This window comes from Citrobacter sp. CK195 (assembly GCF_030333365.1).
Lineage (GTDB): Bacteria > Pseudomonadota > Gammaproteobacteria > Enterobacterales > Enterobacteriaceae > Citrobacter_B > Citrobacter_B koseri.
The window spans coordinates 869,441-890,764 of record NZ_JAOWGB010000026.1 but is presented as its reverse complement, the minus strand read 5'-3'; the positions used below and the strand labels follow the sequence as shown (position 1 = coordinate 890,764).

22 protein-coding genes are annotated in these 21,324 nt (G+C 54.2%); 10 read left to right on the top strand and 12 right to left on the bottom strand.

The genetic code is table 11. From position 1 onward, the window contains the following. Positions 1-44: 44 nt before the first annotated feature. Positions 45-731, bottom strand: coding sequence for a lipopolysaccharide core heptose(II) kinase RfaY (gene rfaY / locus OGX93_RS21555; RefSeq protein ID WP_110493650.1), 687 nt, complete (start codon positions 729-731; stop codon positions 45-47). 179 nt (positions 732-910) lie between these two features. On the opposite strand from rfaY, the gene OGX93_RS21550 reads away from it, so the two are divergent. Further along, on the top strand, positions 911-1,945 hold the full coding sequence (locus OGX93_RS21550; protein WP_115608705.1) for a glycosyltransferase: 1,035 nt from the start codon (positions 911-913) through the stop codon (positions 1,943-1,945). Here the strand turns inward: OGX93_RS21550 and OGX93_RS21545 are convergent. From OGX93_RS21545 to gpmM, 3 genes are read right to left on the bottom strand one after another with little or no spacing between them, the layout of a single operon-like run. Further along, positions 1,932-2,897 (bottom strand): divergent polysaccharide deacetylase family protein, encoded by a 966-nt coding sequence (locus tag OGX93_RS21545; RefSeq protein ID WP_110493652.1) that lies wholly within the window; start codon positions 2,895-2,897, stop codon positions 1,932-1,934. The genes OGX93_RS21550 and OGX93_RS21545 overlap by 14 nt on opposite strands. A gap of 3 nt (positions 2,898-2,900) precedes the next feature. Beyond that, positions 2,901-4,160 carry a murein hydrolase activator EnvC gene (gene envC / locus OGX93_RS21540; RefSeq protein ID WP_230012564.1) on the bottom strand — a complete coding sequence of 420 codons (1,260 nt, stop codon included), beginning with the start codon at positions 4,158-4,160 and terminating at the stop codon, positions 2,901-2,903. A 33-nt stretch (positions 4,161-4,193) separates the two neighbouring features. Beyond that, entirely contained in the window at positions 4,194-5,738 is a 1,545-nt protein-coding gene (gene gpmM, locus OGX93_RS21535) for a 2,3-bisphosphoglycerate-independent phosphoglycerate mutase (protein WP_275155109.1), read from the bottom strand. Positions 5,739-5,985: 247 nt separating this feature from the next. Here gpmM and OGX93_RS21530 point away from each other — a divergent pair, with 247 nt between their 5' ends. The 5 genes from OGX93_RS21530 to cysE all read left to right on the top strand — a co-directional run bounded on the left by OGX93_RS21530 (position 5,986) and on the right by cysE (position 9,129). Next, positions 5,986-6,417: a rhodanese-like domain-containing protein gene (locus OGX93_RS21530; protein ID WP_012135748.1), complete on the top strand. Its 432-nt coding sequence runs from the start codon at positions 5,986-5,988 to the stop codon at positions 6,415-6,417. Positions 6,418-6,444: 27 nt separating this feature from the next. Then, the gene (gene grxC, locus OGX93_RS21525) at positions 6,445-6,696 is read left to right on the top strand and encodes a glutaredoxin 3 (protein WP_200093274.1); all 252 of its coding nucleotides are present in this window, start codon (positions 6,445-6,447) and stop codon (positions 6,694-6,696) included. A gap of 47 nt (positions 6,697-6,743) precedes the next feature. After that, positions 6,744-7,211, top strand: coding sequence for a protein-export chaperone SecB (secB, locus tag OGX93_RS21520; RefSeq protein WP_003024155.1), 468 nt, complete (start codon positions 6,744-6,746; stop codon positions 7,209-7,211). Beyond that, positions 7,211-8,230, top strand: coding sequence for an NAD(P)H-dependent glycerol-3-phosphate dehydrogenase (gene gpsA, locus OGX93_RS21515; RefSeq protein ID WP_012135746.1), 1,020 nt, complete (start codon positions 7,211-7,213; stop codon positions 8,228-8,230). The genes secB and gpsA overlap by 1 nt, the downstream gene beginning before the upstream one ends. Before the next feature lie 77 nt (positions 8,231-8,307). Continuing rightward, entirely contained in the window at positions 8,308-9,129 is an 822-nt protein-coding gene (gene cysE, locus OGX93_RS21510) for a serine O-acetyltransferase (protein WP_012135745.1), read from the top strand. A gap of 81 nt (positions 9,130-9,210) precedes the next feature. Here the strand turns inward: cysE and trmL are convergent, their stop codons facing one another. The 5 genes from trmL to OGX93_RS21485 form a co-directional block, all read right to left on the bottom strand. Further along, positions 9,211-9,684, bottom strand: coding sequence for a tRNA (uridine(34)/cytosine(34)/5-carboxymethylaminomethyluridine(34)-2'-O)-methyltransferase TrmL (trmL, locus tag OGX93_RS21505; protein WP_047460282.1), 474 nt, complete (start codon positions 9,682-9,684; stop codon positions 9,211-9,213). Positions 9,685-9,825: 141 nt separating this feature from the next. Next, complete coding sequence (gene lldD / locus OGX93_RS21500; RefSeq protein ID WP_047460285.1) at positions 9,826-11,016, bottom strand: quinone-dependent L-lactate dehydrogenase; 1,191 nt, start codon at positions 11,014-11,016, stop codon at positions 9,826-9,828. Further along, positions 11,013-11,789 (bottom strand): transcriptional regulator LldR, encoded by a 777-nt coding sequence (lldR, locus tag OGX93_RS21495; RefSeq protein ID WP_012135741.1) that lies wholly within the window; start codon positions 11,787-11,789, stop codon positions 11,013-11,015. Before lldR ends, lldD begins: the two co-directional genes overlap by 4 nt. Continuing rightward, on the bottom strand, positions 11,786-13,441 hold the full coding sequence (gene lldP / locus OGX93_RS21490; protein WP_047460287.1) for an L-lactate permease: 1,656 nt from the start codon (positions 13,439-13,441) through the stop codon (positions 11,786-11,788). The genes lldR and lldP overlap by 4 nt, the downstream gene beginning before the upstream one ends. A 270-nt stretch (positions 13,442-13,711) precedes the next feature. Next, positions 13,712-14,074 (bottom strand): YibL family ribosome-associated protein, encoded by a 363-nt coding sequence (locus OGX93_RS21485; RefSeq protein ID WP_012135739.1) that lies wholly within the window; start codon positions 14,072-14,074, stop codon positions 13,712-13,714. A 290-nt stretch (positions 14,075-14,364) separates the two neighbouring features. Here OGX93_RS21485 and OGX93_RS21480 point away from each other — a divergent pair, with 290 nt between their 5' ends. Further along, the gene (locus OGX93_RS21480) at positions 14,365-14,574 is read left to right on the top strand and encodes a hypothetical protein (RefSeq protein WP_012135738.1); all 210 of its coding nucleotides are present in this window, start codon (positions 14,365-14,367) and stop codon (positions 14,572-14,574) included. Positions 14,575-14,586: 12 nt separating this feature from the next. Here the strand turns inward: OGX93_RS21480 and mtlR are convergent, their stop codons facing one another. The 3 genes from mtlR to mtlA all read right to left on the bottom strand — a co-directional run bounded on the left by mtlR (position 14,587) and on the right by mtlA (position 18,438). Next, positions 14,587-15,177: a mannitol operon repressor MtlR gene (gene mtlR / locus OGX93_RS21475; RefSeq protein ID WP_012135737.1), complete on the bottom strand. Its 591-nt coding sequence runs from the start codon at positions 15,175-15,177 to the stop codon at positions 14,587-14,589. Further along, positions 15,174-16,322, bottom strand: a complete 1,149-nt coding sequence (gene mtlD / locus OGX93_RS21470; protein ID WP_024131058.1) for a mannitol-1-phosphate 5-dehydrogenase — start codon at positions 16,320-16,322, stop codon at positions 15,174-15,176. The genes mtlR and mtlD overlap by 4 nt, the downstream gene beginning before the upstream one ends. A 202-nt stretch (positions 16,323-16,524) precedes the next feature. After that, positions 16,525-18,438, bottom strand: coding sequence for a PTS mannitol transporter subunit IICBA (gene mtlA / locus OGX93_RS21465; RefSeq protein ID WP_012135735.1), 1,914 nt, complete (start codon positions 18,436-18,438; stop codon positions 16,525-16,527). A 531-nt stretch (positions 18,439-18,969) separates the two neighbouring features. On the opposite strand from mtlA, the gene OGX93_RS21460 reads away from it, so the two are divergent. The 3 genes from OGX93_RS21460 (at position 18,970) to OGX93_RS21450 (ending at position 21,275) form a co-directional block, all read left to right on the top strand. Beyond that, positions 18,970-19,353, top strand: coding sequence for a DUF3302 domain-containing protein (locus tag OGX93_RS21460; RefSeq protein ID WP_286448730.1), 384 nt, complete (start codon positions 18,970-18,972; stop codon positions 19,351-19,353). Between the two features lie 2 nt (positions 19,354-19,355). Beyond that, a complete protein-coding gene (locus OGX93_RS21455) occupies positions 19,356-20,492 on the top strand; it encodes an HlyD family secretion protein (protein WP_012135732.1) in 1,137 nt (378 codons plus the stop codon). Between the two features lie 174 nt (positions 20,493-20,666). Continuing rightward, positions 20,667-21,275 carry a glutathione S-transferase gene (locus OGX93_RS21450; protein WP_115626037.1) on the top strand — a complete coding sequence of 203 codons (609 nt, stop codon included), beginning with the start codon at positions 20,667-20,669 and terminating at the stop codon, positions 21,273-21,275. The last annotated feature ends 49 nt before the right edge of the window (positions 21,276-21,324 follow it).

Genomic DNA, 21,324 nt, shown 5'->3' with positions numbered 1-21,324 from the left:
GCTGGCGGCCAGGTTTTCCCGAACCTGGCCGTAAAATGGCGTTTTTATTTTCCGCGCATCTTGCGGGATAAGCGTCTGAATTTCTCTTTAAGCTGAATAAGCTTATAAACCAGACCCTGACCTTCAATATTCATATGGTATTTATTTTGTAATACTAAAATATCATTTGCCTGGCAAATTTTCAGACTTCCTTTGCAGGATAAATCGATGATGCGCAATTCCCCGGAAGGTGTGCGGATAAAGTTTCCGGCATGAATATCATTGGAGGCCAGACCTGCCCGGTGCAGTTGCTGAATACACGCCTTAATATCTTCTTTATTGCTTTCATTAATATCATTTAATGGCTCCCCTTCAATATATTCATGAAGGGTATACACATCATAGCACTGGCGAAAACGTGTTTTCTCGGCCACACAGTAGAGATCGGCGGTACAGGCACGCACTTGTGGCGCCAGGCTGTCCAGTTTTTGGATCAGCTGAGAATAAAAAGGCCCGGAGAGAAAATTCTGAATCTTTTTCTCAAATCGTGGGTCTATTTCGCGATCGTTTTTGATGATGAACTTCCGTGACTGGTATTCAACAAGTTCTACGCTGCGGAATTCGTTGCCGCTGTTCAGCGGTTTGCCACTGATTTCGTTATTCATATACTTATCCATCAGGGACTTAAGGTCTTTATTTTCCTCTTTGTAATAGACCGTATAGCCCTTTTCATGTGTCTTACTGATGGTCATCACTTCCCTCAAGATAAGTATTCTAAATACGTATAATACAAAGGCGTAGTATACATGGTGAGGCTTCTCATCTGTAGGGTGTTTTGTGCGCCTTAACCATTATCTCCACTGGACTTAATAATTTCTTAATGAAAGCACGGTAGAAAAGGCCAATGTATTAAAGACTGACGGGCCATTCTATGAAAAGCAGCACAAGTACACTGAGTGTTATTATTCCGTTATACAATGCGGGTAATAGCTTCCAGGCATGCATGGAATCTTTGATTGCACAAACATGGAATGCGCTGGAGATCATCATTGTTAACGACGGGTCTACCGACAACTCCGTTGATATCGCAAGGTATTTTGCCGATACCCATTCACATGTTCACCTGTTGCATCAGGATAATGCAGGCGCGTCCGTGGCCCGCAACCGGGGGTTGGCCGCGGCGACCGGCGACTACGTTGCTTTTGTCGATGCCGATGATTTGGTGTATCCGAACATGTATGAAACGCTGATGACCATGGCGCTACAGGATGACCTGGATGTGGCGCAGTGTAATGCAGACTGGTGCATTCTTGAGACGGGGCATACCTGGCCATCCATCCCCACGGATCGCATTCGGTCGACAGGGGTATTAACCGGCCCGGACTGGCTGCGTATGGGGCTGGCTTCACGCCGCTGGACGCATGTTGTCTGGATGGGCGTTTATCGGCGCGCCCTTATTGAAAAACACGCGATTAGCTTTGTTCCTGGATTACATCATCAGGATATTCTGTGGACCACGGAAGTGATGTTCAATGCCACGCGCGTACGCTATACCGAACAGGCGTTGTATAAATATTTTCTTCACGATCAGTCTGTTAGCCGCCTGAAACGACAAGGTGAGCGTAATCTGCATTACCAGCGACACTACATTAAAATCACGCGTTTATTAGAAAAGCTGAATAGTGATTATGCGGATCGCATTCCCGTCTATCCTGAATTTAAGCAACAAATTACCTGGGAAGCGCTGCGGGTGTGTCATGCGGTGCGTAAGGAGCAGGACACGCTTATTCGCCAGCGGATGATCGCCGAAATATTTGCCTCTGGCATGTATAAGCGCATGATGCTTAACATACGAAGCGCGAAGGCGGCTTATCAGGCGCTGTTGTGGTCGGGTCGGTTATACCGGTGGCGTGATAAAACGGCCTCGCACCACCGCGTTGCCCGTAAAGCGATTAATCCGCGTTAGCGTTCTGGGGGGCAGCGATCTTGCCCCAGCCTTGCCACTGATGCCGGAAGTAGTTCACCATCGTGCTCTGCGTAATGCTTTCGCTTAACACGCTAAAGAACCGGCTGGCGTAGACAGGTTCTAACGGTTTCTTCGATTTACACACCTTCACGCCGCGGAACGGATTTCGCGGTGCATCCGGCGTACCGTTTTTCGGTGGCGTCAGATTTGGCGTAGAGGTATCTGTCTGCGGCTCGTTGAGCAGGCTGCTCGGACGCACCAGCGTAATATCCGCAGGCAGGTTATAGACCATCTGCTGAAGGACTCGCACCGTTGATGGATGCGGGTGCCCAATCGCGATAGCTGACCCGTTGCGACGGGCTAACTCAATGGCGCGATTAAACTGGCGACGAATATCCGCTTCGTTCTGCGTATCATCAAGGAACACTTTGCGCTTAATCACCTTCACGCCCGTCCCGGAGGCGGCACGCATCGCCTGACTGTTGCCAATGGTCATGCTGTCGAGGAAGTAAAGATTATAACGCTCCAGCGCCTGCATCACTTTTTGCATACCAAACAGGCTGGAGGTCATCGCGCTGCCCATGTGGTTGTTGAGACCCACGGCATACGGCACCTTATTCACCGCATCGCGAATAATGCGTTCAATTTCGTCGCTGCTCATCTCCGGGCGCAGCGTATCTTTCTCCAGCGGCTGCTTGCTCAGCGGCGCCATCGGCAGATGGATCAGCACCTCATGCCCGCTGTTGTGCGCTTTGGTTGCCATTTCACGGGCATGTGGGGCATTGGGCAGGACGGCAACGGAGAGGGCGGACGGCATCGCCAGCACCTGATTTTCATTGTGCGGACGATAACCAAAATCGTCGATTACGATGGCGAGTTTGCCAGCAAAAACAGGGGAGGCGAATGCCAGCAGGCTGGCGAGTGAGAGTATTGTGCGACGAAAGTGAGGCAAAACTTATCTTCCCAACCACGGCTGTGGATTGACGGCCTGACCCTGGCGACGAATTTCGAAATAGAGTGACGGTCGGCCCTGACCGCCGCTGCTGCCTACAAGCGCAATAGGCTGGCCTGCGCGAACCTGTGTGCCAACGCTGACCAGCGCGCTCTGGTTATACCCGTAAAGGCTCATATCGCCTTTACCGTGTTCCACGACGACGACCAGACCGTAGCCCTGCAACCAGTCCGCCAGAATCACCCTGCCATCCGCAATTGCTTTGACTTCAGTACCTTCAGACGCACCGATAACCATCCCTTTCCAACGTAGCTCACCTTGCAGTTGTTCGCCATAACGATGCAGCGTTGGGCCGCGAACGGGCCAGAATGCCTGACCGCGCGGTGAACCCAGACCGCCGGTACGGGACATCAACGATTTTTCGCTTTCAGTTGGTTTGTAGGTTGTGCCTTTGCGAGTGGCTTCCTGCTGACGATTGCGCACCGCCTGCGCTTCGCGGGCTTCTCGCTCCGCCCTGGCTTTGGCGGCCGCCTCTGCGCGCGCGATGCTGTTGCGCAGGCGGGATTCGTTCGCCCGCAATTCACTTAACTGCTGTTGCCCCTGCTGGATTGACGACTCAAGACCGGCGATCGTTTTCTGACGCTCATTACGCGCCTGCTCCAGCTTCGCCTGTTGGGCGCGTTGTTCATACAGCAGCGTCTGTTGCTGGCTCTGTTTCTCTTCCAGCGCCGCTTTCTGAGACGCCACCTCTTCACGCGTCTGTTTCAGTTCGGCAATGGTGTCCTGGCGCGCCTGGTTCAGATAACCGAAATAGGCCTGCAAACGCTGCCCGCGCTGGCTCTCTTCACCGCTAAGAATGAGCTGAATCCCCGTATGCTCGCCCTGGCGAAACGCCGCATCCAGCTGCGCGGCAAGGCTGCGTTCCTGAATGGCTTTTTGTTGTTCCAGCTTCGCGATAGATGCGTTCATTGCGTCGATCTGCTTATTCAACTGGGCAAGGGTATTCTGGGTTTCACGCAATTTACGCGCGGCGGCGGAGATGGCCTCTTCCTGCGTTTTGAGCTGTGCGAGCAAACTGGAGCGTTGCTGCTGTTGCTGGCGCACGGCGCGCTCTTTGGCGGCGATATCCGCCTGGATGGATTTGAGCTGATCGCGGTCATCCGCATGGGCGGAAAAGGCGCACAACAATACGCCAGCGCTCAACACGCTGGCGTAAATCATGGGCCTGACTGAAAACCTGCGTGGTTTCACGGCCCGTGTAATGGAATTAAACGCCTTTCCCCTCATGGGGAAGGATTATTCCACGATGAACAGCGGCTTACCAGTCATCTCTTTCGGGATTTCCATACCCATCAGCGTCAACATCGTCGGTGCGATATCAGAAAGTTTGCCGCCTTCGACCGCTTTTACGCTTTTCGCGCCGACATAAATCAGCGGAACCGGTAGGTTGGTATGCGCAGTGTGCGCCTGACCGGTGGATGGATCGCGCATCTGCTCGGCGTTGCCGTGGTCTGCGGTGATCAGCAGTTGGCCGCCAACGGACTCAACCGCTTTAGCAACCTGCTCAACGCAGTGATCCAGCGCTTCAACCGCTTTAACCGCCGCTTCCATCACGCCAGTGTGACCGACCATATCACCGTTCGGGTAGTTACAGATGATGGTGTCATACTTGCCGCTCCCGATAGCCGCAACCAGTTTTTCGGTCAGTTCTGCGGAACTCATTTCCGGCTGTAGATCGTAGGTCGCCACTTTAGGCGAGTTGATCAGGATGCGTTCTTCGCCTGCAAACGGTTCTTCTACGCCGCCGTTGAAGAAGAAGGTGACGTGGGCGTATTTTTCCGTTTCGGAAATGCGCAGTTGGGTTCTGTCGTTCTTCGCCATCCACTCGCCGAAGGTGTTTGCCAGCGATGCCGGTGGGTAAGCTACGGCGGTTTTGATATCAGCGGCGTACTCGGTCAGCATGACGAAGTTCAGATTAACCACTTTCTTACGGGTGAAGCCGTCGAAATCAGCATTAACGAACGCGCGGGTAATTTCGCGGGCGCGGTCAGCACGGAAGTTCATGAAAATCAGCGTGTCGCCGTCTTCCATCGCGGCATCGGCCTGACCTTCCGCGCGAATGACGGTCGCTTTCACAAATTCGTCGTTTTCGTCGCGCGCGTAAGCGGCCTGCAGGCCAGCAACGGCGGTATCGGCCTGGAATTCACCCTGCGCCAGCGTCATCAGGTCATAGGCCTGCTCAACGCGATCCCAGCGGTTGTCGCGGTCCATTGCATAGTAACGACCAATAATGGACGCTACGCGGCCTTTGCCCAGCGCGGCAAACTTGTCTTCGAATTTTTTCAGCGAGGATTCCGCGCTGCGTGGCGGGGTATCGCGGCCATCAAGGAAGGCGTGCAGATAAATTTTCTCTGCGCCGCGTTCTGCGGCCAGCTCGACCATCGCCATGATGTGGTCTTCGTGGCTGTGCACGCCGCCCGCAGACAGCAGACCCATAATGTGCACGGCTTTACCGGTATTTTTCGCCTGATCGACCGCCGCCGTCAGTACCGGGTTAGCGAAGAAGGTACGTTCTTTAATTTCAACATCCAGGCGCGTCAGATCCTGATACACGATACGGCCCGCGCCCAGGTTAACGTGACCCACTTCGGAGTTGCCCATCTGACGGTCCGGCAGACCCACTTCCAGACCGGAAGCGTCGATCAGGGTATGCGGACGTTTTGCCCACAGAGCATCCATTACCGGGGTTTTGGCATTCAAAATGGCGTTATCCTGGCTGTCTTCACGGTAGCCATAGCCATCCAGAATCACCAGTACCATAGGTTTTTTAGAAACCGACATTGCGACAACCTCACACTCAATAGACAAAATAATTGCGTAATTTTACTACAGCTGAATCGATAAAATAGCCTCAGAAGATCAAAGAATGGGGCAGAGAGCGAGCCGGGGACGGCGCGGATCGACGTTTTTTTTCCGTAGCGCCCCGCAAAAATGCAATCCATTGCACGCTCTGGCTGTATTTGCGCCAACGCGCAGGTATACTCCTTTCCTGGTTTTTTAATCACTGAGTCGGGAGTTGTTACCCCCCATGCAAGAAATTATGCAATTTGTTGGCCGCCATCCCATACTGAGTATCGCCTGGATTGCGTTACTGGTGGCGGTGTTGTTCACCACTTTCAAAGGCCTGATGTCTAAAGTTAAGGTTATTACTCGCGGCGAAGCGACGCGTCTTATCAACAAAGAAGACGCCGTTGTGGTGGATTTACGTCAGCGTGACGACTTCCGCAAAGGCCATATCGCGGGCGCGACTAACCTGCTGCCGAGCGAAATCAAGGCCAACAACGTTGGCGAGCTTGAAAAGCACAAAGATAAGCCTCTGATCGTGGTTGATGGTTCCGGTATGCAGTGTCAGGAATCCGCAAACGCACTGATCAAAGCGGGCTTTGAGAAAGTTTTTGTGCTGAAAGAAGGCGTTGCGGGCTGGAGCGGTGAGAACCTGCCATTAGTGCGCGGGAAATAACGCGTTACTCAACACGGGAGATAAGTCATGGCCAACATCGAGATCTACACCAAAGCAACCTGCCCGTTTTGCCATCGTGCAAAAGCGCTGTTGAGCAGTAAGGGTGTGAGTTTCCAGGAACTTCCGATTGACGGCGATGCCGTAAAACGTGAAGAGATGATCAGGCGTAGTGGCCGCACGACGGTTCCGCAGATTTTTATTGATGCACAGCACATTGGCGGCTGTGACGACTTGTATGCGTTGGATGCGCGTGGTGGACTGGATCCCCTGCTGCGTTAAAACATGCCGCAAGTATTTTAAGGACAACACTAAAGGGTTTTCTACACATGTCAGAACAAAATAACACCGAAATGGCTTTCCAGATCCAACGTATCTACACCAAGGATGTGTCTTTCGAAGCGCCAAATGCACCGCATGTTTTCCAGAAAGATTGGCAGCCAGAGGTTAAACTTGATCTTGATACGGCGTCTACTCAACTGGCAGATGACGTATACGAAGTGGTACTGCGTGTTACCGTAACGGCTTCCCTGGGCGAAGAGACCGCTTTCCTGTGCGAAGTTCAGCAGGGCGGCATTTTCTCCATCAGTGGTATTGAAGGAACTCAGATGGCGCATTGCCTGGGTGCATACTGCCCGAACATTCTGTTCCCGTATGCCCGCGAATGCATCACCAGCCTGGTTTCACGCGGCACGTTCCCGCAACTGAATCTTGCGCCGGTTAACTTCGATGCGCTGTTCATGAACTATTTACAGCAGCAGGCTGGCGAAGGTACTGAAGAACATCAGGATGCCTGATGAACCAAAGTAATGCTTCAATGACTGTGATCGGTGCTGGCTCGTACGGCACCGCTCTTGCCATCACCCTGGCGAGAAACGGCCACCAGGTTGTCCTGTGGGGCCACGATCCTAAACATGTCGCGACCCTTGAGCGAGACCGCTGCAACGTCGCGTTCCTCCCTGATGTGCCTTTTCCCGATACGCTACGCCTTGAAAGCGACTTAGCCACCGCGCTGGCGGCCAGCCGTAACATTCTGGTGGTGGTGCCAAGCCATGTCTTTGGCGAGGTGCTGCGACAGATTAAACCGCTGATGCGTCCTGATGCGCGCCTGGTCTGGGCGACCAAAGGTCTGGAAGCGGAAACGGGGCGCCTGTTGCAGGATGTCGCCCGTGAAGCGCTGGGCGATGACATCCCGCTGGCGGTGATATCCGGCCCGACGTTCGCTAAAGAACTGGCGGCGGGTTTGCCGACGGCAATTTCTCTGGCGTCGACGGACGAAACCTTCGCGGATGATTTGCAGGAACTTTTGCACTGCGGTAAGAGTTTTCGCGTCTACAGCAACCCCGATTTCATCGGCGTGCAGCTGGGCGGTGCGGTGAAAAACGTGATTGCGATTGGCGCAGGCATGTCTGACGGCATCGGTTTTGGCGCAAACGCACGTACCGCGCTGATCACGCGTGGGCTGACGGAAATGTCGCGTCTTGGCGCGGCGCTGGGGGCCGATCCGACCACCTTTATGGGAATGGCGGGTCTGGGCGACCTGGTTCTGACCTGTACTGACAACCAGTCGCGTAACCGCCGTTTTGGCATGATGCTCGGTCAGGGCATGGATGTTCAGAGCGCGCAGGACAAAATTGGTCAGGTGGTTGAAGGCTACCGTAATACAAAAGAAGTTCGTGAGTTGGCGCACCGTTTTGGTGTCGAAATGCCAATAACCGAGGAAATTTATCAAGTATTGTATTGCGGAAAAAACGCGCGCGAGGCAGCATTGACGTTATTAGGTCGTGCACGCAAGGACGAGCGTAGTCGCCACTAGCCGTAAGGATCTGTTTTATTAAATGACCCGGCCCGCGAAGAACGGGCCGGTCGTTAGCCTGATACCTGGAGTCAGCAATGTCATGTGAAGAACTGGATATCGTCTGGAACAATATTAAAGCCGAAGCCCGGGCTCTGGCGGACTGTGAGCCGATGCTGGCCAGTTTCTACCACGCGACGCTACTCAAGCATGAAAACCTGGGCAGTGCGCTGAGCTATATGCTGGCGAACAAACTCGCATCTCCGATTATGCCTGCCATCGCCATCCGTGAAGTGGTGGAAGAGGCCTACGCCGCCGACCCGGAAATGATCGCCTCTGCTGCCTGTGATATTCAGGCGGTACGCACCCGCGACCCGGCGGTAGACAAATACTCGACGCCGCTTCTGTATCTGAAAGGCTTCCATGCTCTCCAGGCCTACCGTATCGGCCACTGGTTATGGAATGAAGGCCGCCGCGCGCTGGCGATATTCCTGCAAAATCAGGTTTCTGTCACCTTCCAGGTCGATATTCACCCGGCGGCGAAAATTGGACGCGGCATTATGCTCGATCACGCGACGGGGATTGTGGTCGGTGAAACGGCGGTAATCGAAAATGATGTCTCGATCCTGCAATCGGTCACGCTTGGCGGGACCGGGAAAACCAGCGGCGATCGTCATCCCAAAATTCGTGAAGGCGTGATGATTGGCGCCGGGGCGAAGATCCTTGGCAATATCGAAGTGGGGCGCGGCGCGAAGATTGGCGCGGGCTCCGTGGTCTTGCAGCCTGTACCGCCACACACCACCGCAGCGGGCGTTCCGGCGCGGATTGTCGGCAAGCCCGACAGCGATAAGCCGTCAATGGATATGGATCAGCATTTTAACGGGATTCACCATACGTTCGAATACGGCGACGGCATCTGACTTTATGCCCGGTAGCGCTGTGCTTACCGGGCCTACCAGATCCGTAGGTCGGATAAGGCGTCAGCCGCCATCCGACAAAAATCAACTACGCAATACCGCGCCAGGATACCCCAACTGGCGCCATGCCTCATACACCACGACCGACACCGCGTTCGACAGGTTCATGCTGCGGCTGTCCGGCATCATTGGAATACGAATTTTTTGTTCAGCGGGCAGCGCGTCGAGAATGGTCGCCGGTAAACCGCGCGTTTCCGGGCCAAACATCAGGTAGTCCCCATCCTGATAGCTCACCGCGCTATGGGCAGGGGTGCCTTTGGTGGTCAGAGCAAACAGACGCTGTGGGTTTTCGGCGGCGACAAAGGCGGCGTAATCGTGATGGCGCTGTACGGCGGCAAACTCGTGATAGTCCAGCCCCGCGCGGCGCAGACGTTTATCATCCCATGTGAAGCCCATCGGTTCGATAATATGCAGACGAAAACCGGTATTGGCGCAAAGACGAATAATATTGCCGGTGTTTGGTGGGATTTCTGGTTCGAATAATACGATATTCAACATGCTTAACTGCCCCCTTAAGTGCGGGGGGCAGAATAGCAGAAAATACGTTCACCCTCACCCTGTAGGCCTGATAAGCGTAGCGCCATCAGGCATCCCCGATGCACATTACATTGCCGGATGGCGGCTGACGCCTTATCCAGCCTACGCCGCATCACCCTGCGATAGTGGCGCCAGCGCAGCCGGAACAGACTTACCGAGTTCCTGCACCAGCGAATCACGGCTGATCTCGCTGATTGATTTTGCGCCAGTCAGCGTCATGGCGACCTTCATCTCTTTTTCGATCAGATCCAGCAGGTTCGCCACGCCAGCCTGACCCGCCGTCGCCAGCGCGTACAGATACGCACGGCCAAGCAGTACGCTATCGGCCCCAAGCGCAATCATGCGTACCACGTCCAGACCATTACGAATTCCGCTGTCCGCCAGAATGGCGATATCGCCTTTCACCGCGTCGGCAATGGCGGGCAGGGCGCGGGCGGAGGAGAGCACGCCGTCGAGCTGGCGGCCGCCGTGGTTAGAGACCACGATGCCATCAGCGCCAAAGCGTACCGCGTCGCGGGCGTCTTCGGGATCGAGGATCCCTTTGATCACCATTGGGCCGTCCCAGAATTCACGGATCCACTCCAGGTCTTTCCAGGAAATCGACGGATCGAAGTTGTTCGCCAGCCAGCCGATGTAATCTTCCAGCCCGGTCGGTTTGCCAAGGTAGGCGGAGATATTACCCAGATCGTGCGGACGACCGTTCAGGCCGACATCCCAGGCCCATTGTGGATGGGTCGCAGCCTGCCAGTAGCGGCGCAGGGCGGCATTCGGGCCGCTCATCCCGGAGTGGGCGTCACGGTAACGCGCGCCAGGCGTTGGCATATCGACGGTAAAGACCAGCGTGGAGCAGCCCGCCGCTTTGGCGCGCTCCAGCGCGTTACGCATAAAACCGCGATCGCGCAGGACGTACAGCTGGAACCACATCGGGCGTTTAATCGTCGGCGCGACTTCCTCGATGGGGCAGACAGAAACGGTGGAGAGGGTAAACGGAATCCCTTTCGCATCGGCGGCGGCGGCGGCCTGAACTTCACCGCGACGCGCATACATTCCGCACAGGCCAACCGGAGCCAGTGCAACCGGCATCGACAGCTTTTCGTTAAACAGGGTGGTTTCCAGGCTCAGGTCGGACATATTCTTCAGCACGCGCTGGCGGAGCGCCACCTCTGACAAGTCTTCCACGTTACGACGCAGGGTATATTCCGCATAGGCGCCGCCGTCGATGTAGTGGAACAAGAAAGGGGGCAGAATGCGTTGGGCTGCGGCGCGATAATCGCTGGCTGCTGAAATGATCATGCTTTGTTCTCCCTGGAAATCTCATTATGGTCACCGGGCAGGCGGGTAATACGCGCCTGGCGGGCCTGGTCTTCATCAAATCGTTTAATGGTGGTGTGGACGAAACTGAGGTGCGCCATCATGGCTTTACGTGCGCCGTCGGCATCACCGGCCAGAATGGCGTCCATCACCGCCTGATGTTGTTCCGTCAGTTTTGAAAACACCGGCGGAACGAGATACATACGCTGGCGGCTCTGCTTCACGGATGATTGCAGGACATCAAAGAAGCCGCGCATGGTCTGCAACAGCACGACGTTGTGCGAGGCCTCCGCAATCGCGAGGTGGAAGCGAACATCCGCCTGGGAGGCGAGGTCCGGGTCCTCACTGAGCGTGGCGTCAAAGCAGAGCTTAATTTTCTCTTTATCAGCGGGCGTGGCGCGCATCGCGGCGTGCCAGGCGGTGCTGGCTTCAATGGCGTGGCGGGCTTCCAGAATGTCGAAGCTGTAGTCCGGGTCGTCCGCCATCAGCGTTTTCAACGGCTGAACGATATTCTGTTCGGACCAGGTTTCATGCTGCCAGCGAACGAACGTTCCGCCGCCCCGGCGGCTGATCAGCACGCCTTCACTGACCAGTTTCGCCAGCGCCTCGCGCAGAGAATTGCGCGACACGCCCAGTTGTACGGCCAGCTGACGCTCGGCGGGCAACTTCATGCCCGCCTCCAGCTGTTGTTCTTCAATCAGCGCCCGCACACGAGAAGCAACCTCGTCTGACAGGCGTTTTGGCATCACAATCACGGAATCATCCAGGTTAAGACATAGGCCTGAAGTGTGGTAATCACACCCACCATGCAGGTGAAAATCAGGCTGTGTTTAACGGTAAAGCGGAACAGGTCGGACTCTTTCCCTACCAGACCCACTGCCGCACAGGCAATGGCGATAGACTGCGGAGAGATCATCTTACCGGTTACGCCGCCGGTGGTATTCGCCGCCACCATCAGCACGTCAGAGACGCCGATTTGCTGGGCGGCCGTCGCCTGCAGGGCGGCAAACAGCGCGTTTGATGAGGTATCAGACCCCGTCAGGAATACGCCCAGCCAGCCAAGGAACGGCGAGAAGAAGGTAAAGGCGCTGCCCGTATGCGCCAGCGCTAACGCCAGCGTAGAGGAGAGCCCGGAGTAGTTAGAGATAAACGCGAATGCCAGCACCATCCCGATGGAGTAAATCGGCAGCGCTAACTCTTTCAGCGTGCTGCCGAATGTCTGGATTGCGGCAGATGGTTTCATTTTCAGCCAGACGACGGACAGCAGCGCAGCGAACAGAATGGCCGTACCGGTAGCGGAGAACCAGTCGAACTTATAGACCGCAGCGTAGGCGGTTGCCTCATGCACCACTGGCGGCATACGGGCAACCAGCTTATCGAGATGCGGAACCGGAATATTAATCACCCAGTCGTACAGCGCGCCGCCTGGGGCAAACATCGCTTTAAACGGCGGAACGCTCCAGAGGGTAACGGTCGCTGTCAGGAACAGGAACGGCGACCATGCGCGAACGATTTGACCAACCGTGTAATGGGTGCGGTCCAGCGTCTGATCGACCTGTGAAGCGCCCATATCGCCAAAGCGGAAAATACGTACCGGCTGCCAGCGTTTCAGGAACAGCGTCAGACAGACCAGCGAGACCAGCGACGAGATGATGTCCGGCAGTTCCGGGCCGATAAAGTTAGAGCTGAGGTACTGGGCGATAGCAAATGAACCACCCGCCACCATCACCGCAGGCCAGGTCTCTTTCACGCCGCGCCAGCCGTCCATAATCGCCATGATCCAGAACAGTACGATAATGGTCAGGAACGGCAGTTGACGGCCGACCATCTGGCCGATCTCAAAGCTGTCCAGCCCGGTGACCTGACCGGCCACCAGAATCGGAATCCCCATCGCGCCAAACGCGACCGGCGCGGTGTTGACGATCAGGCACAAACCCGCCGCATACAGCGGATTAAAGCCCAGGCCGACTAGCAGAGCCGCAGTAATCGCCACTGGCGCGCCAAAGCCCGCTGCCCCTTCAAGGAATGCCCCGAAGGAAAAGCCGACGATCAGCATTTGCAGACGCTGGTCAGGGGTAATCGACAATATTGATGACCGGATGATGTCGAATTGCCCGGTTCTGACAGAGATTTTATAGACAAAGACGGCGGCGATAATGATCCAGGCAATCGGCCACAGACCATAGAAGAAGCCATACACCACCGCAGCCAGAGCGTTATCCACCGGCATTTTGTAAAACAGCAGCGCGACAGCCAGCGCGATTGCGACCGTCCAGGAGGCGGCGATGTAGCCTTTCAGCTTGAGCTTAATCAGCGCGAAGAAAAAGAACAGGATCGGAAGCGATGCGATCAGGCTGGAAATCCAGATGTTACCGGCCGGATCGTAGTTTTGTTGCCAGAGATTCATTGCAGGTCTCCTGAGGGCCACACGCATAATGCAATGAGTCTTTTGCTCATCTCTTTGTCACATTATGTGTAAAAGTGGCCCTGCCAATATTGTGATGTAGGGGTAATGACAATGAATGGTTAATCAAATGTTGCTTATTGGCAACGCTAGTGTAGGTGAATTTTAATGAACTGTGAACCAGTGATCGGATTAAGGGATAATTGGTTGGGCCAATTGAGGGGGGGGAGGGAAAGGGCGGGCCGGGCAAGCGTGCGCGTACCCGGCAGAAGGTTAAAACTCGGTTTTTGCGAAACCGGTCATCTCTTTCAGGCCCATTTCACGGCCTAACGCCGTCATTGGGTGGACGACAACCAGACCGCGCACGCTTTTCTTCAGCTTGCCCATATCGGCCTGTTCTTTTTTGGTAATCGCGCGGCGAAACGGCAGGTTCATCAGCTTTTGCGCTTCTTTACTCAGCTTCTGGCTGTGAACGTCACGCAGGCGCACGATCTCGGCTTCCAGCGTGGCTTTCTCTTTTTCCAGCTCGGCATATTTGTCAGCGGCATCGACAAGGGATAGCGAGGCCTGCTGGTGGCGGATGGCGTCCAGGCGATCGCTCAGACGTTTAATTTCGTTTTTTTCGACTTCTTTCATGGGATAGCTTCTGATGGAACCAGGATGAATTTTCTATAGTATGCGCGCAGAGCGGGATTATTCACAACTAATGGGATAAAAATAATCAAATAAGGCAAGTATTATAATGCTAATTGATTGTGTAACGTCTTGATTTAATACTTATTTAATAAACAAAACGTGATGTTAACGGTTTCTGCATGGCGGTTTGCGATTAAGCACGTTTTCCCCAATAGAAAACCCTGTCTGAGCCTAAACTAAAATTAGCGGCCGCGCATTCCCCGACGCGGAGAATACATGGAGATATCATCATGGTCAAAATAGGTGACAACGTTCCGCTTCTTATTGATAAGGCTGTAGATTTTATGGCTTCGAGTCAGGCATTTCGGGAGTATCTGAATAAAACGCCGCCGCGCGATATGGTTCCTGATGAGGTGCCGAAGGCAAATGCGCAGATGTACCTGCAACGTCTGGAATATTATCGCCAGCTCTATCAGCCGCAGCCGGAAGAAAAACAGTAAGTGGTTGACGGTCTATTTTTGAAAGGCTTTTTTTAAGCTGATTTTAGAAATCAGCTCGGTCAGGGAAAGCACCATCGTTGAGCGTACCGCTTGCTGGTAGCGCTGAATTTGCATGGCGTATAAACCCGGGTCAGAGGTCTCAAAATGCGGCGGCGGCGGTAACGCCGTCACGCAGTGCAGTTCGCCAAACGGCCCGAGAATTTCGTCGTCGGTGAACGCATATTCATTACCGTCGTGATTCAGTTCTTCACGCAACGCCATCAGCAGTTCCGCATCTTCGTATTCAGGGCGACTGAGTACCCCCAGACCGTAGATCAGTTTCAGACGTACCGAGAGATCGCCCAGCGGTCCATCGCCGTCGAGTAACGGTTCCACTGCGTATTTCACCGCATAATCGTCTTTGCGAAACACCTGAAGTACCAGAATATTCACCGCCTCGGTGAGTAACTCTACGGCGGTGATGAGGAAACTTCGTACGGTTTTGCCAGCATTCAGACGCTCAAGCACGCGGTTTTCAAAGGCCTGGGTTTGTTCCATTATTGCCTGCATATCTGACAATCTGTCATTCGGGCGCAGGATGACCTGCGCCGTATTTTGCCTCATTTGGTCGCGTTGTATGCGTTAACCGCCTCCGCTACCACTTCGCTGTTTACATCCAGCCCGGAAATTTGCGCCAGCGCTTCCTGCGGCCCTTTCTCTGCGATCAGCGCAGCCAGTTCCTGGGCCTGCGGATCGTCTTCGCTGGTAAAGTGCATCGCGGCAGCGATACCGTTGACCAGGTTAACGTGCGGCAGGCCGTATTCCAGCGTGCCCAGCAGCGGTTTGATCAGACGGTCGCCCGCACTCAGTTTACGCAGCGGCTGGCGGCCAACGCGCTCAACGTCATCTTTCAGATACGGGTTTTCAAAACGACCGAGGATTTTCTGAATGTATGCCGCATGTTTGTCGGCATCAAAACCGTAGCGTTTGATCAGCACCGCGCCGCTCTCTTCCATCGCCCCTTTTACCACAGCGCGGATTTTCTCATCGAGAATCGCGTCACGGATGGTCTGATGACCGGTTAATTTTCCGAGGTACGCGGTTATAGCATGCCCGGTGTTCAGCGTGAAGAGTTTACGTTCGACAAATGCCATCAGGTTATCGGTTAATTCCATACCTGGAATATCTGGCAGCGCGCCTTTGAACTGCGTTTTATCGACAATCCACTCGCTGAAGGTTTCCACGGTGACTTCCAGTGGGTCGTTCGTGGCGGAGGCGGAAGGCGGCACGATACGGTCGACGGCGGAATCGACAAAACCGACATGCTGTTCAACCCAGGCTTTGTCTTCATCCGCCAGGGCGTTCATCACATGACCTTTCAATTGCGTGGTGCCGCGCACCATGTTTTCGCAGGCAATGATGTTAAGCGGCGCTTCAATTCCTTGCGTTTTACGTTTAACCAGGCCTTTGGCGATGGCCGGAGCAATGCGTTCCAGTACTACTGGCCCAACGGCGGTGGTGACCAAATCGACATGCGCAATCAGCTCAACCACGTCATCGCTGATGCTGCTCACGGCATTAACGCCGGAAACCGTATCAACCTGCTCATTTTCACCCACCACATGAACCTGATAGCTATGACGGGCATTCAGGGCGTCGAGCACGACCTGGTTTACATCCGCGAACGTCAGTTGTATCCCCGCGTCAGCCAGCAGTTTGCCGATAAATCCACGACCGATATTACCTGCGCCAAAATGTAATGCTTTCATAGTGTTAACCTTCATTAATGTTTTTACCCGAGAGGGCTGGGGTGAGGGACCGCATGGCTTCCCCCCTCACCCAAACCCTCTCCCTTGCGGGAGAGGAAACCGTACACCGCAGGACTGGTAGCAGCGCCACCGGACATGATGCCGGCCTACGGGAACTGCACATCGTAGGCCCGGTAAGCGCGAGCGCCACCGGGCAACGGACTTACTTACGACCGGCCAGCAGTTCCAGCACTTCATCCACGCTGGTGGTATGCGCCAGACGCTCGATCACGGACTCATCATCCAGCGCGTTAGTCAGGCTGGTGATGACCTGGATGTGCTCGTTGTTACGCGCCGCGATACCAATGACCAGGCGGGCGATATCGTCTTCTTCTTCACCGAAGCGAACGCCTTCCGGGTACTGGCAGAAGACCACACCGGTTTTCAGCACGCGGTCTTTGGCTTCCACGGTGCCGTGCGGTACGGCGATAGACTCACCCAGATAAGTCGGGGTCAGTTTTTCACGTTCCAGCATGGCGTCGATGTATTCTGGCTCAACATAACCGCCTTTCACCAGTTGCTCGCCCGCAAAGCGAATGGCTTCTTCTTTAGTGGCGGCTTTACGACCCAGGAAGATGTTTTCTGCGCCCAGCTTGAACAGGTTGTTATCCCCTTCATCGAAGCTGTCTTTCAGATGGTCGCGTACTTTCTCTTCGTTGGTGTTGTGGCGCTGTGCGGCAACCAGACGTTCGGTCAGGCTGGTGTACAGCCCGCTATCCAGGAAGTTGGTCAGCGAAATGTGCTGCGCTTGCGGAACCTGGCGCATGGCGCGCTCGGTCAGGTCACGGTGAGTGATGACCAGGTCGACATCCGGCGGCAGGTTGTTGATCGCGCTGTTGGTGACGGAAATCTGGCTCAGACCCGCATCCTGAACTTTTTTACGCAGTACGCCCGCACCCATTGCGCTGGAACCCATACCGGCATCACAGGCAACGATGATTTTACGTACATGGCTCAGGTCGTTGGTCACATCGCCAGCGGACAGCGCGGATGCGCCTTTAGATTCTGCTTTCATGTCCTGCACGCGACGGGTTGCCGCGTCGATATCATCATCTTCTTTCACTTTGCTGGTTTTCAGCAGAATGGAGGCAATGATGAAGGAGACCGCCATAGCAGCGATAATCGCTGTGATGTTAGCGAAGTAGGCGCCTTTTGGCGTCATCGCCAGTACCGCCAGGATAGAACCCGGAGACGCCGGAGAAACCAGACCGCCGTTCAGGATGGTCAGCGTAAACACGCCAGTCATACCGCCGAGGATAACGGCCAGGATCAGACGCGGGTTCATCAGCACGTACGGGAAGTAAATTTCGTGGATACCGCCCAGGAAGTGGATGATTGCCGCGCCGCCAGCAGACTGTTTTGCGCTGCCGCGACCGAAGAACATGTACGCCATCAGGATGCCCATACCCGGGCCTGGGTTAGCTTCGATCAGGAAGAAGATGGATTTACCCAGCTCATGGGACTGCTGAATACCCAGCGGCGAGAAGATACCGTGGTTAATCGCGTTGTTAAGGAACAGGATTTTCGCCGGTTCAACGAAGATAGACGCCAGCGGCAGCATGTCATGGACAACCATGAAGTTAACGCCGGCTGCCAGCAGTTTGGACAGGACTTCAACCGCCGGGCCAATGCCGAGGAACGCCAGAATCGCGAGGATCATCCCGATGATGCCAGCGGAGAAGTTATTCACCAGCATTTCGAAACCGGATTTGATCTTACCGTCTACCCAGCTATCGAATTTCTTGATGCAGTAGCCGCCCAGCGGGCCTGCGATCATTGAGCCGAGGAACATCGGCATGTCCGCACCGACGATAACGCCCATCGTGGTGATAGCACCGACCACGCCGCCGCGCTCGCCGCCTACCAGCTTACCACCGGTATAACCGATCAGTAGCGGCAGGAGGTAGGTGATCATTGGACCAACGAGCTTTGCCAGCGTTTCGTTAGGCAACCACCCTGTTGGAATAAATAATGCGGTGATAATACCCCACGCGATAAACGCGCCGATATTTGGCATCACCATATTGCTGAGGAAACGACCAAAGCTTTGCACTTTGATCTTAATATCGGATGACATAAAAACACCCCTTCTTATGTTTGCTGTCGCGCAGGCTCGAAGCCCGAGGTTTGTTAATGTAGCGGCAGAGGTAGCCGGACCCTGTAGATAGTGCGAAATCTGGCACTGAATCGTTCAACTGTCCAGTTGCTGGCTTGTTGTGTGATTTAGATCACATGAATATAGGGTAGATGGTGGTTATTGATGTGATATTGATCACAAAACTGCTGTGTAAAAAAACAACAAACCCGGAATCACCGGTGGAAATAGCGTTTAAATGTGAACTGTTTCACATTTTTGATTTGAGGGTTTGTTGAATTTTTGTGATCTAAATCACAAGATATTTTCATCCGAAACCTGTGTGGTGTGATCTTAAGCAGATTCCGCCTCATGCTTCATTCTGATGTGTAATTGAGCAACCTCTCGCCGTGCAAAATTATCTTTTGGTTTGATGGCGAAAATGGCGGACTCGAATTATGTTCAAAATATCGGTGGAATCGTAATACGCCGCCTGTCATTTAACACTCTTATTAGCGTGAAGCCGGAGCAGGTATGTTTCTAAATTATTTCGCGTTAGGAGTATTGATCTTTGTTTTTCTGGTGATTTTTTATGGAATCATCATGATTCATGACATCCCTTATCTGATCGCTAAAAAACGAAACCACCCCCATGCTGATGCTATTCATACTGCTGGTTGGGTCAGCCTGTTTACGCTTCATGTTATTTGGCCGTTTCTGTGGATTTGGGCCACGCTTTATCAGCCCGAACGGGGCTGGGGCATGCAAGCGCATGTTTCACCGCAGGAAAAGGAGCCTGAGCCGGGGCCCGAACCGGAGCCTGACCCGGAACTTATCGCCTTGTCGAAACGTGTGGAAGCGCTGGAGCGAAAGCTGGCTGAGGTACAGTCCCCTGATATTCCCCTGTCGGAGAGCTAATCATGGATCTGTTGATTGTTTTGACCTACGTAGCATTAGCCTGGGCGGTATTTAAAATATTCAGGATTCCGGTGAACCAATGGACACTTTCCACGGCGGCATTAGGCGGGGTATTTTTAGTTAGCGGACTTATATTATTAATGAACTATAACCACCCCTATACTTTTACGGCGCAGAAAGCGGTTATTTCTATTCCCATTACGCCGCAGGTAACAGGTATTGTGAGTGAGGTAACGGATAAAAATAATCAGCTGATTAAAAAAGGCGATGTTTTATTCAAAATCGATCCCGTGCGGTATCAGGCGCGGGTCGACAGGTTACAGGCTGACCTGGTCACGGCCACGCATAATATACATACCCTGAAGGCGCAATTAGCGGAGGCTCAGGCCAATACCACGCGGGTGTCCGCAGAACGCGACCGCCTCTATAAGGATTATCAGCGCTATCTGAAAGGCAGTCAGGCGAGGGTGAATCCGTTTTCTGAAAGCGATATCGATAACGCGCGGCAAAACTATTTAGCGCAGGATGCGATGGTAAAAGGTTCTGTTGCTGAGCAAACGCAGATCCAGAGCCAACTGGACAGCATGGTCGATGGCGAGCAGTCGCAAATCGTCAGCCTGCGGGCGCAGCTGGCCGAGGCGAAATACAATCTTGAACAGACGGTTATTCGCGCGCCGAGTAATGGCTATGTGACCCAGGTGCTTATCCGGCCCGGTAGCTATGCCGCCGCGCTGCCGCTGCGCCCGGTAATGGTTTTTATTCCCGAACAAAAACGGCAAATTGTCGCCCAGTTCCGGCAGAACTCATTATTACGTCTTGAGGCGGGAGATGAGGCCGAAGTGGTGTTCAATGCGCTGCCCGGCCAGGTATTCCAGGGCAAGTTGTTGAGTATTTTACCGGTTGTGCCCGGCGGTTCTTACCAGGCGCAGGGAACATTACAGTCCTTAAGCGTAACGCCGGGGATGGACGGCGTGCTTGCGTTGATTGAGCTGGAGCCGAATAGCGATGTGGATGCCCTGCCTGACGGCATTTACGCCCAGGTTGCGGTTTACTCCGATCACTTCGCCCATGTCTCCGTGATGCGTAAGGTACTACTGCGCATGACCAGCTGGATGCACTATCTTTATTTGGATCATTAAGCGGGTCGTCACCTGCTTTTTAGTAAAAATGCCTGATGGCGCTATGCTTATCAGACCGACAGGAACAATGTCTGCAATGTGTAGACCGGATAAGGCGCTTGCGCCGACATCCGGCAAAACTAAGGCAGGATTTATTGATACCACTTTATTTTTTGTTGGCAAAAAGGACACGGCATGAAACTCATCGGCAGCTATACCAGCCCTTTTGTGCGAAAGATTTCGGTGTTATTGCTGGAAAAGGGCATCACTTTCGAATTTGTGAATGAACTTCCCTACAACGCGGAAAACGGCGTGGCGCAGTACAACCCGCTTGGCAAAGTCCCCGCGCTGGTGACGGATAAGGGAGAGTGCTGGTTCGATTCCCCGATAATCGCCGAATATATTGAGTTACTGGATATTGCTCCGGTGATGATTCCGCGTGAACCTCTGGCCTCACTGAAAGTACGGCAGATTGAAGCGCTGGCGGACGGCATTATGGATGCCGGTCTGGTTTCCGTGCGTGAACAGGCGCGCCCGGCGACGCAGCAGTCTGAAACGGAACTGTTGCGCCAGCGCGAGAAAATCAACCGTAGCCTGGACGCGCTGGAAGGCTATCTGGTGGACGGGACGATTAAGACCGATACCGTGAATCTGGCAACCATCGCCATTGCCTGCGCCGTGGGCTATCTCAATTTCCGCCGCGTGGCGCCGGGCTGGTGCGTGGACAGACCGCACTTAGTCAAACTGGTGGAAACGCTCTTTCAACGCGAAAGCTTTGCCCGCACGGAACCGCCAAAGGCTTGATGCGCATTATGTCCGCCTGAGCAAACTCACGGTACAATCCCCCTCATGT

Coding starts and splice junctions, on each gene's coding strand:
- trmL (WP_047460282.1), bottom strand. CDS start 9,684: ATGTTGAATATCGTATTATTCGAACCAGAAATCCCACCAAACACCGGC.
- OGX93_RS21450 (WP_115626037.1), top strand. CDS start 20,667: ATGAAACTCATCGGCAGCTATACCAGCCCTTTTGTGCGAAAGATTTCG.
- lldD (WP_047460285.1), bottom strand. CDS start 11,016: ATGATCATTTCAGCAGCCAGCGATTATCGCGCCGCAGCCCAACGCATT.
- mtlD (WP_024131058.1), bottom strand. CDS start 16,322: ATGAAAGCATTACATTTTGGCGCAGGTAATATCGGTCGTGGATTTATC.
- lldP (WP_047460287.1), bottom strand. CDS start 13,441: ATGAATCTCTGGCAACAAAACTACGATCCGGCCGGTAACATCTGGATT.
- cysE (WP_012135745.1), top strand. CDS start 8,308: ATGTCATGTGAAGAACTGGATATCGTCTGGAACAATATTAAAGCCGAA.
- OGX93_RS21530 (WP_012135748.1), top strand. CDS start 5,986: ATGCAAGAAATTATGCAATTTGTTGGCCGCCATCCCATACTGAGTATC.
- secB (WP_003024155.1), top strand. CDS start 6,744: ATGTCAGAACAAAATAACACCGAAATGGCTTTCCAGATCCAACGTATC.
- gpmM (WP_275155109.1), bottom strand. CDS start 5,738: ATGTCGGTTTCTAAAAAACCTATGGTACTGGTGATTCTGGATGGCTAT.
- grxC (WP_200093274.1), top strand. CDS start 6,445: ATGGCCAACATCGAGATCTACACCAAAGCAACCTGCCCGTTTTGCCAT.
- OGX93_RS21460 (WP_286448730.1), top strand. CDS start 18,970: ATGTTTCTAAATTATTTCGCGTTAGGAGTATTGATCTTTGTTTTTCTG.
- gpsA (WP_012135746.1), top strand. CDS start 7,211: ATGAACCAAAGTAATGCTTCAATGACTGTGATCGGTGCTGGCTCGTAC.
- mtlR (WP_012135737.1), bottom strand. CDS start 15,177: ATGAGGCAAAATACGGCGCAGGTCATCCTGCGCCCGAATGACAGATTG.
- mtlA (WP_012135735.1), bottom strand. CDS start 18,438: ATGTCATCCGATATTAAGATCAAAGTGCAAAGCTTTGGTCGTTTCCTC.
- rfaY (WP_110493650.1), bottom strand. CDS start 731: ATGACCATCAGTAAGACACATGAAAAGGGCTATACGGTCTATTACAAA.
- OGX93_RS21550 (WP_115608705.1), top strand. CDS start 911: ATGAAAAGCAGCACAAGTACACTGAGTGTTATTATTCCGTTATACAAT.
- OGX93_RS21480 (WP_012135738.1), top strand. CDS start 14,365: ATGGTCAAAATAGGTGACAACGTTCCGCTTCTTATTGATAAGGCTGTA.
- OGX93_RS21455 (WP_012135732.1), top strand. CDS start 19,356: ATGGATCTGTTGATTGTTTTGACCTACGTAGCATTAGCCTGGGCGGTA.
- OGX93_RS21485 (WP_012135739.1), bottom strand. CDS start 14,074: ATGAAAGAAGTCGAAAAAAACGAAATTAAACGTCTGAGCGATCGCCTG.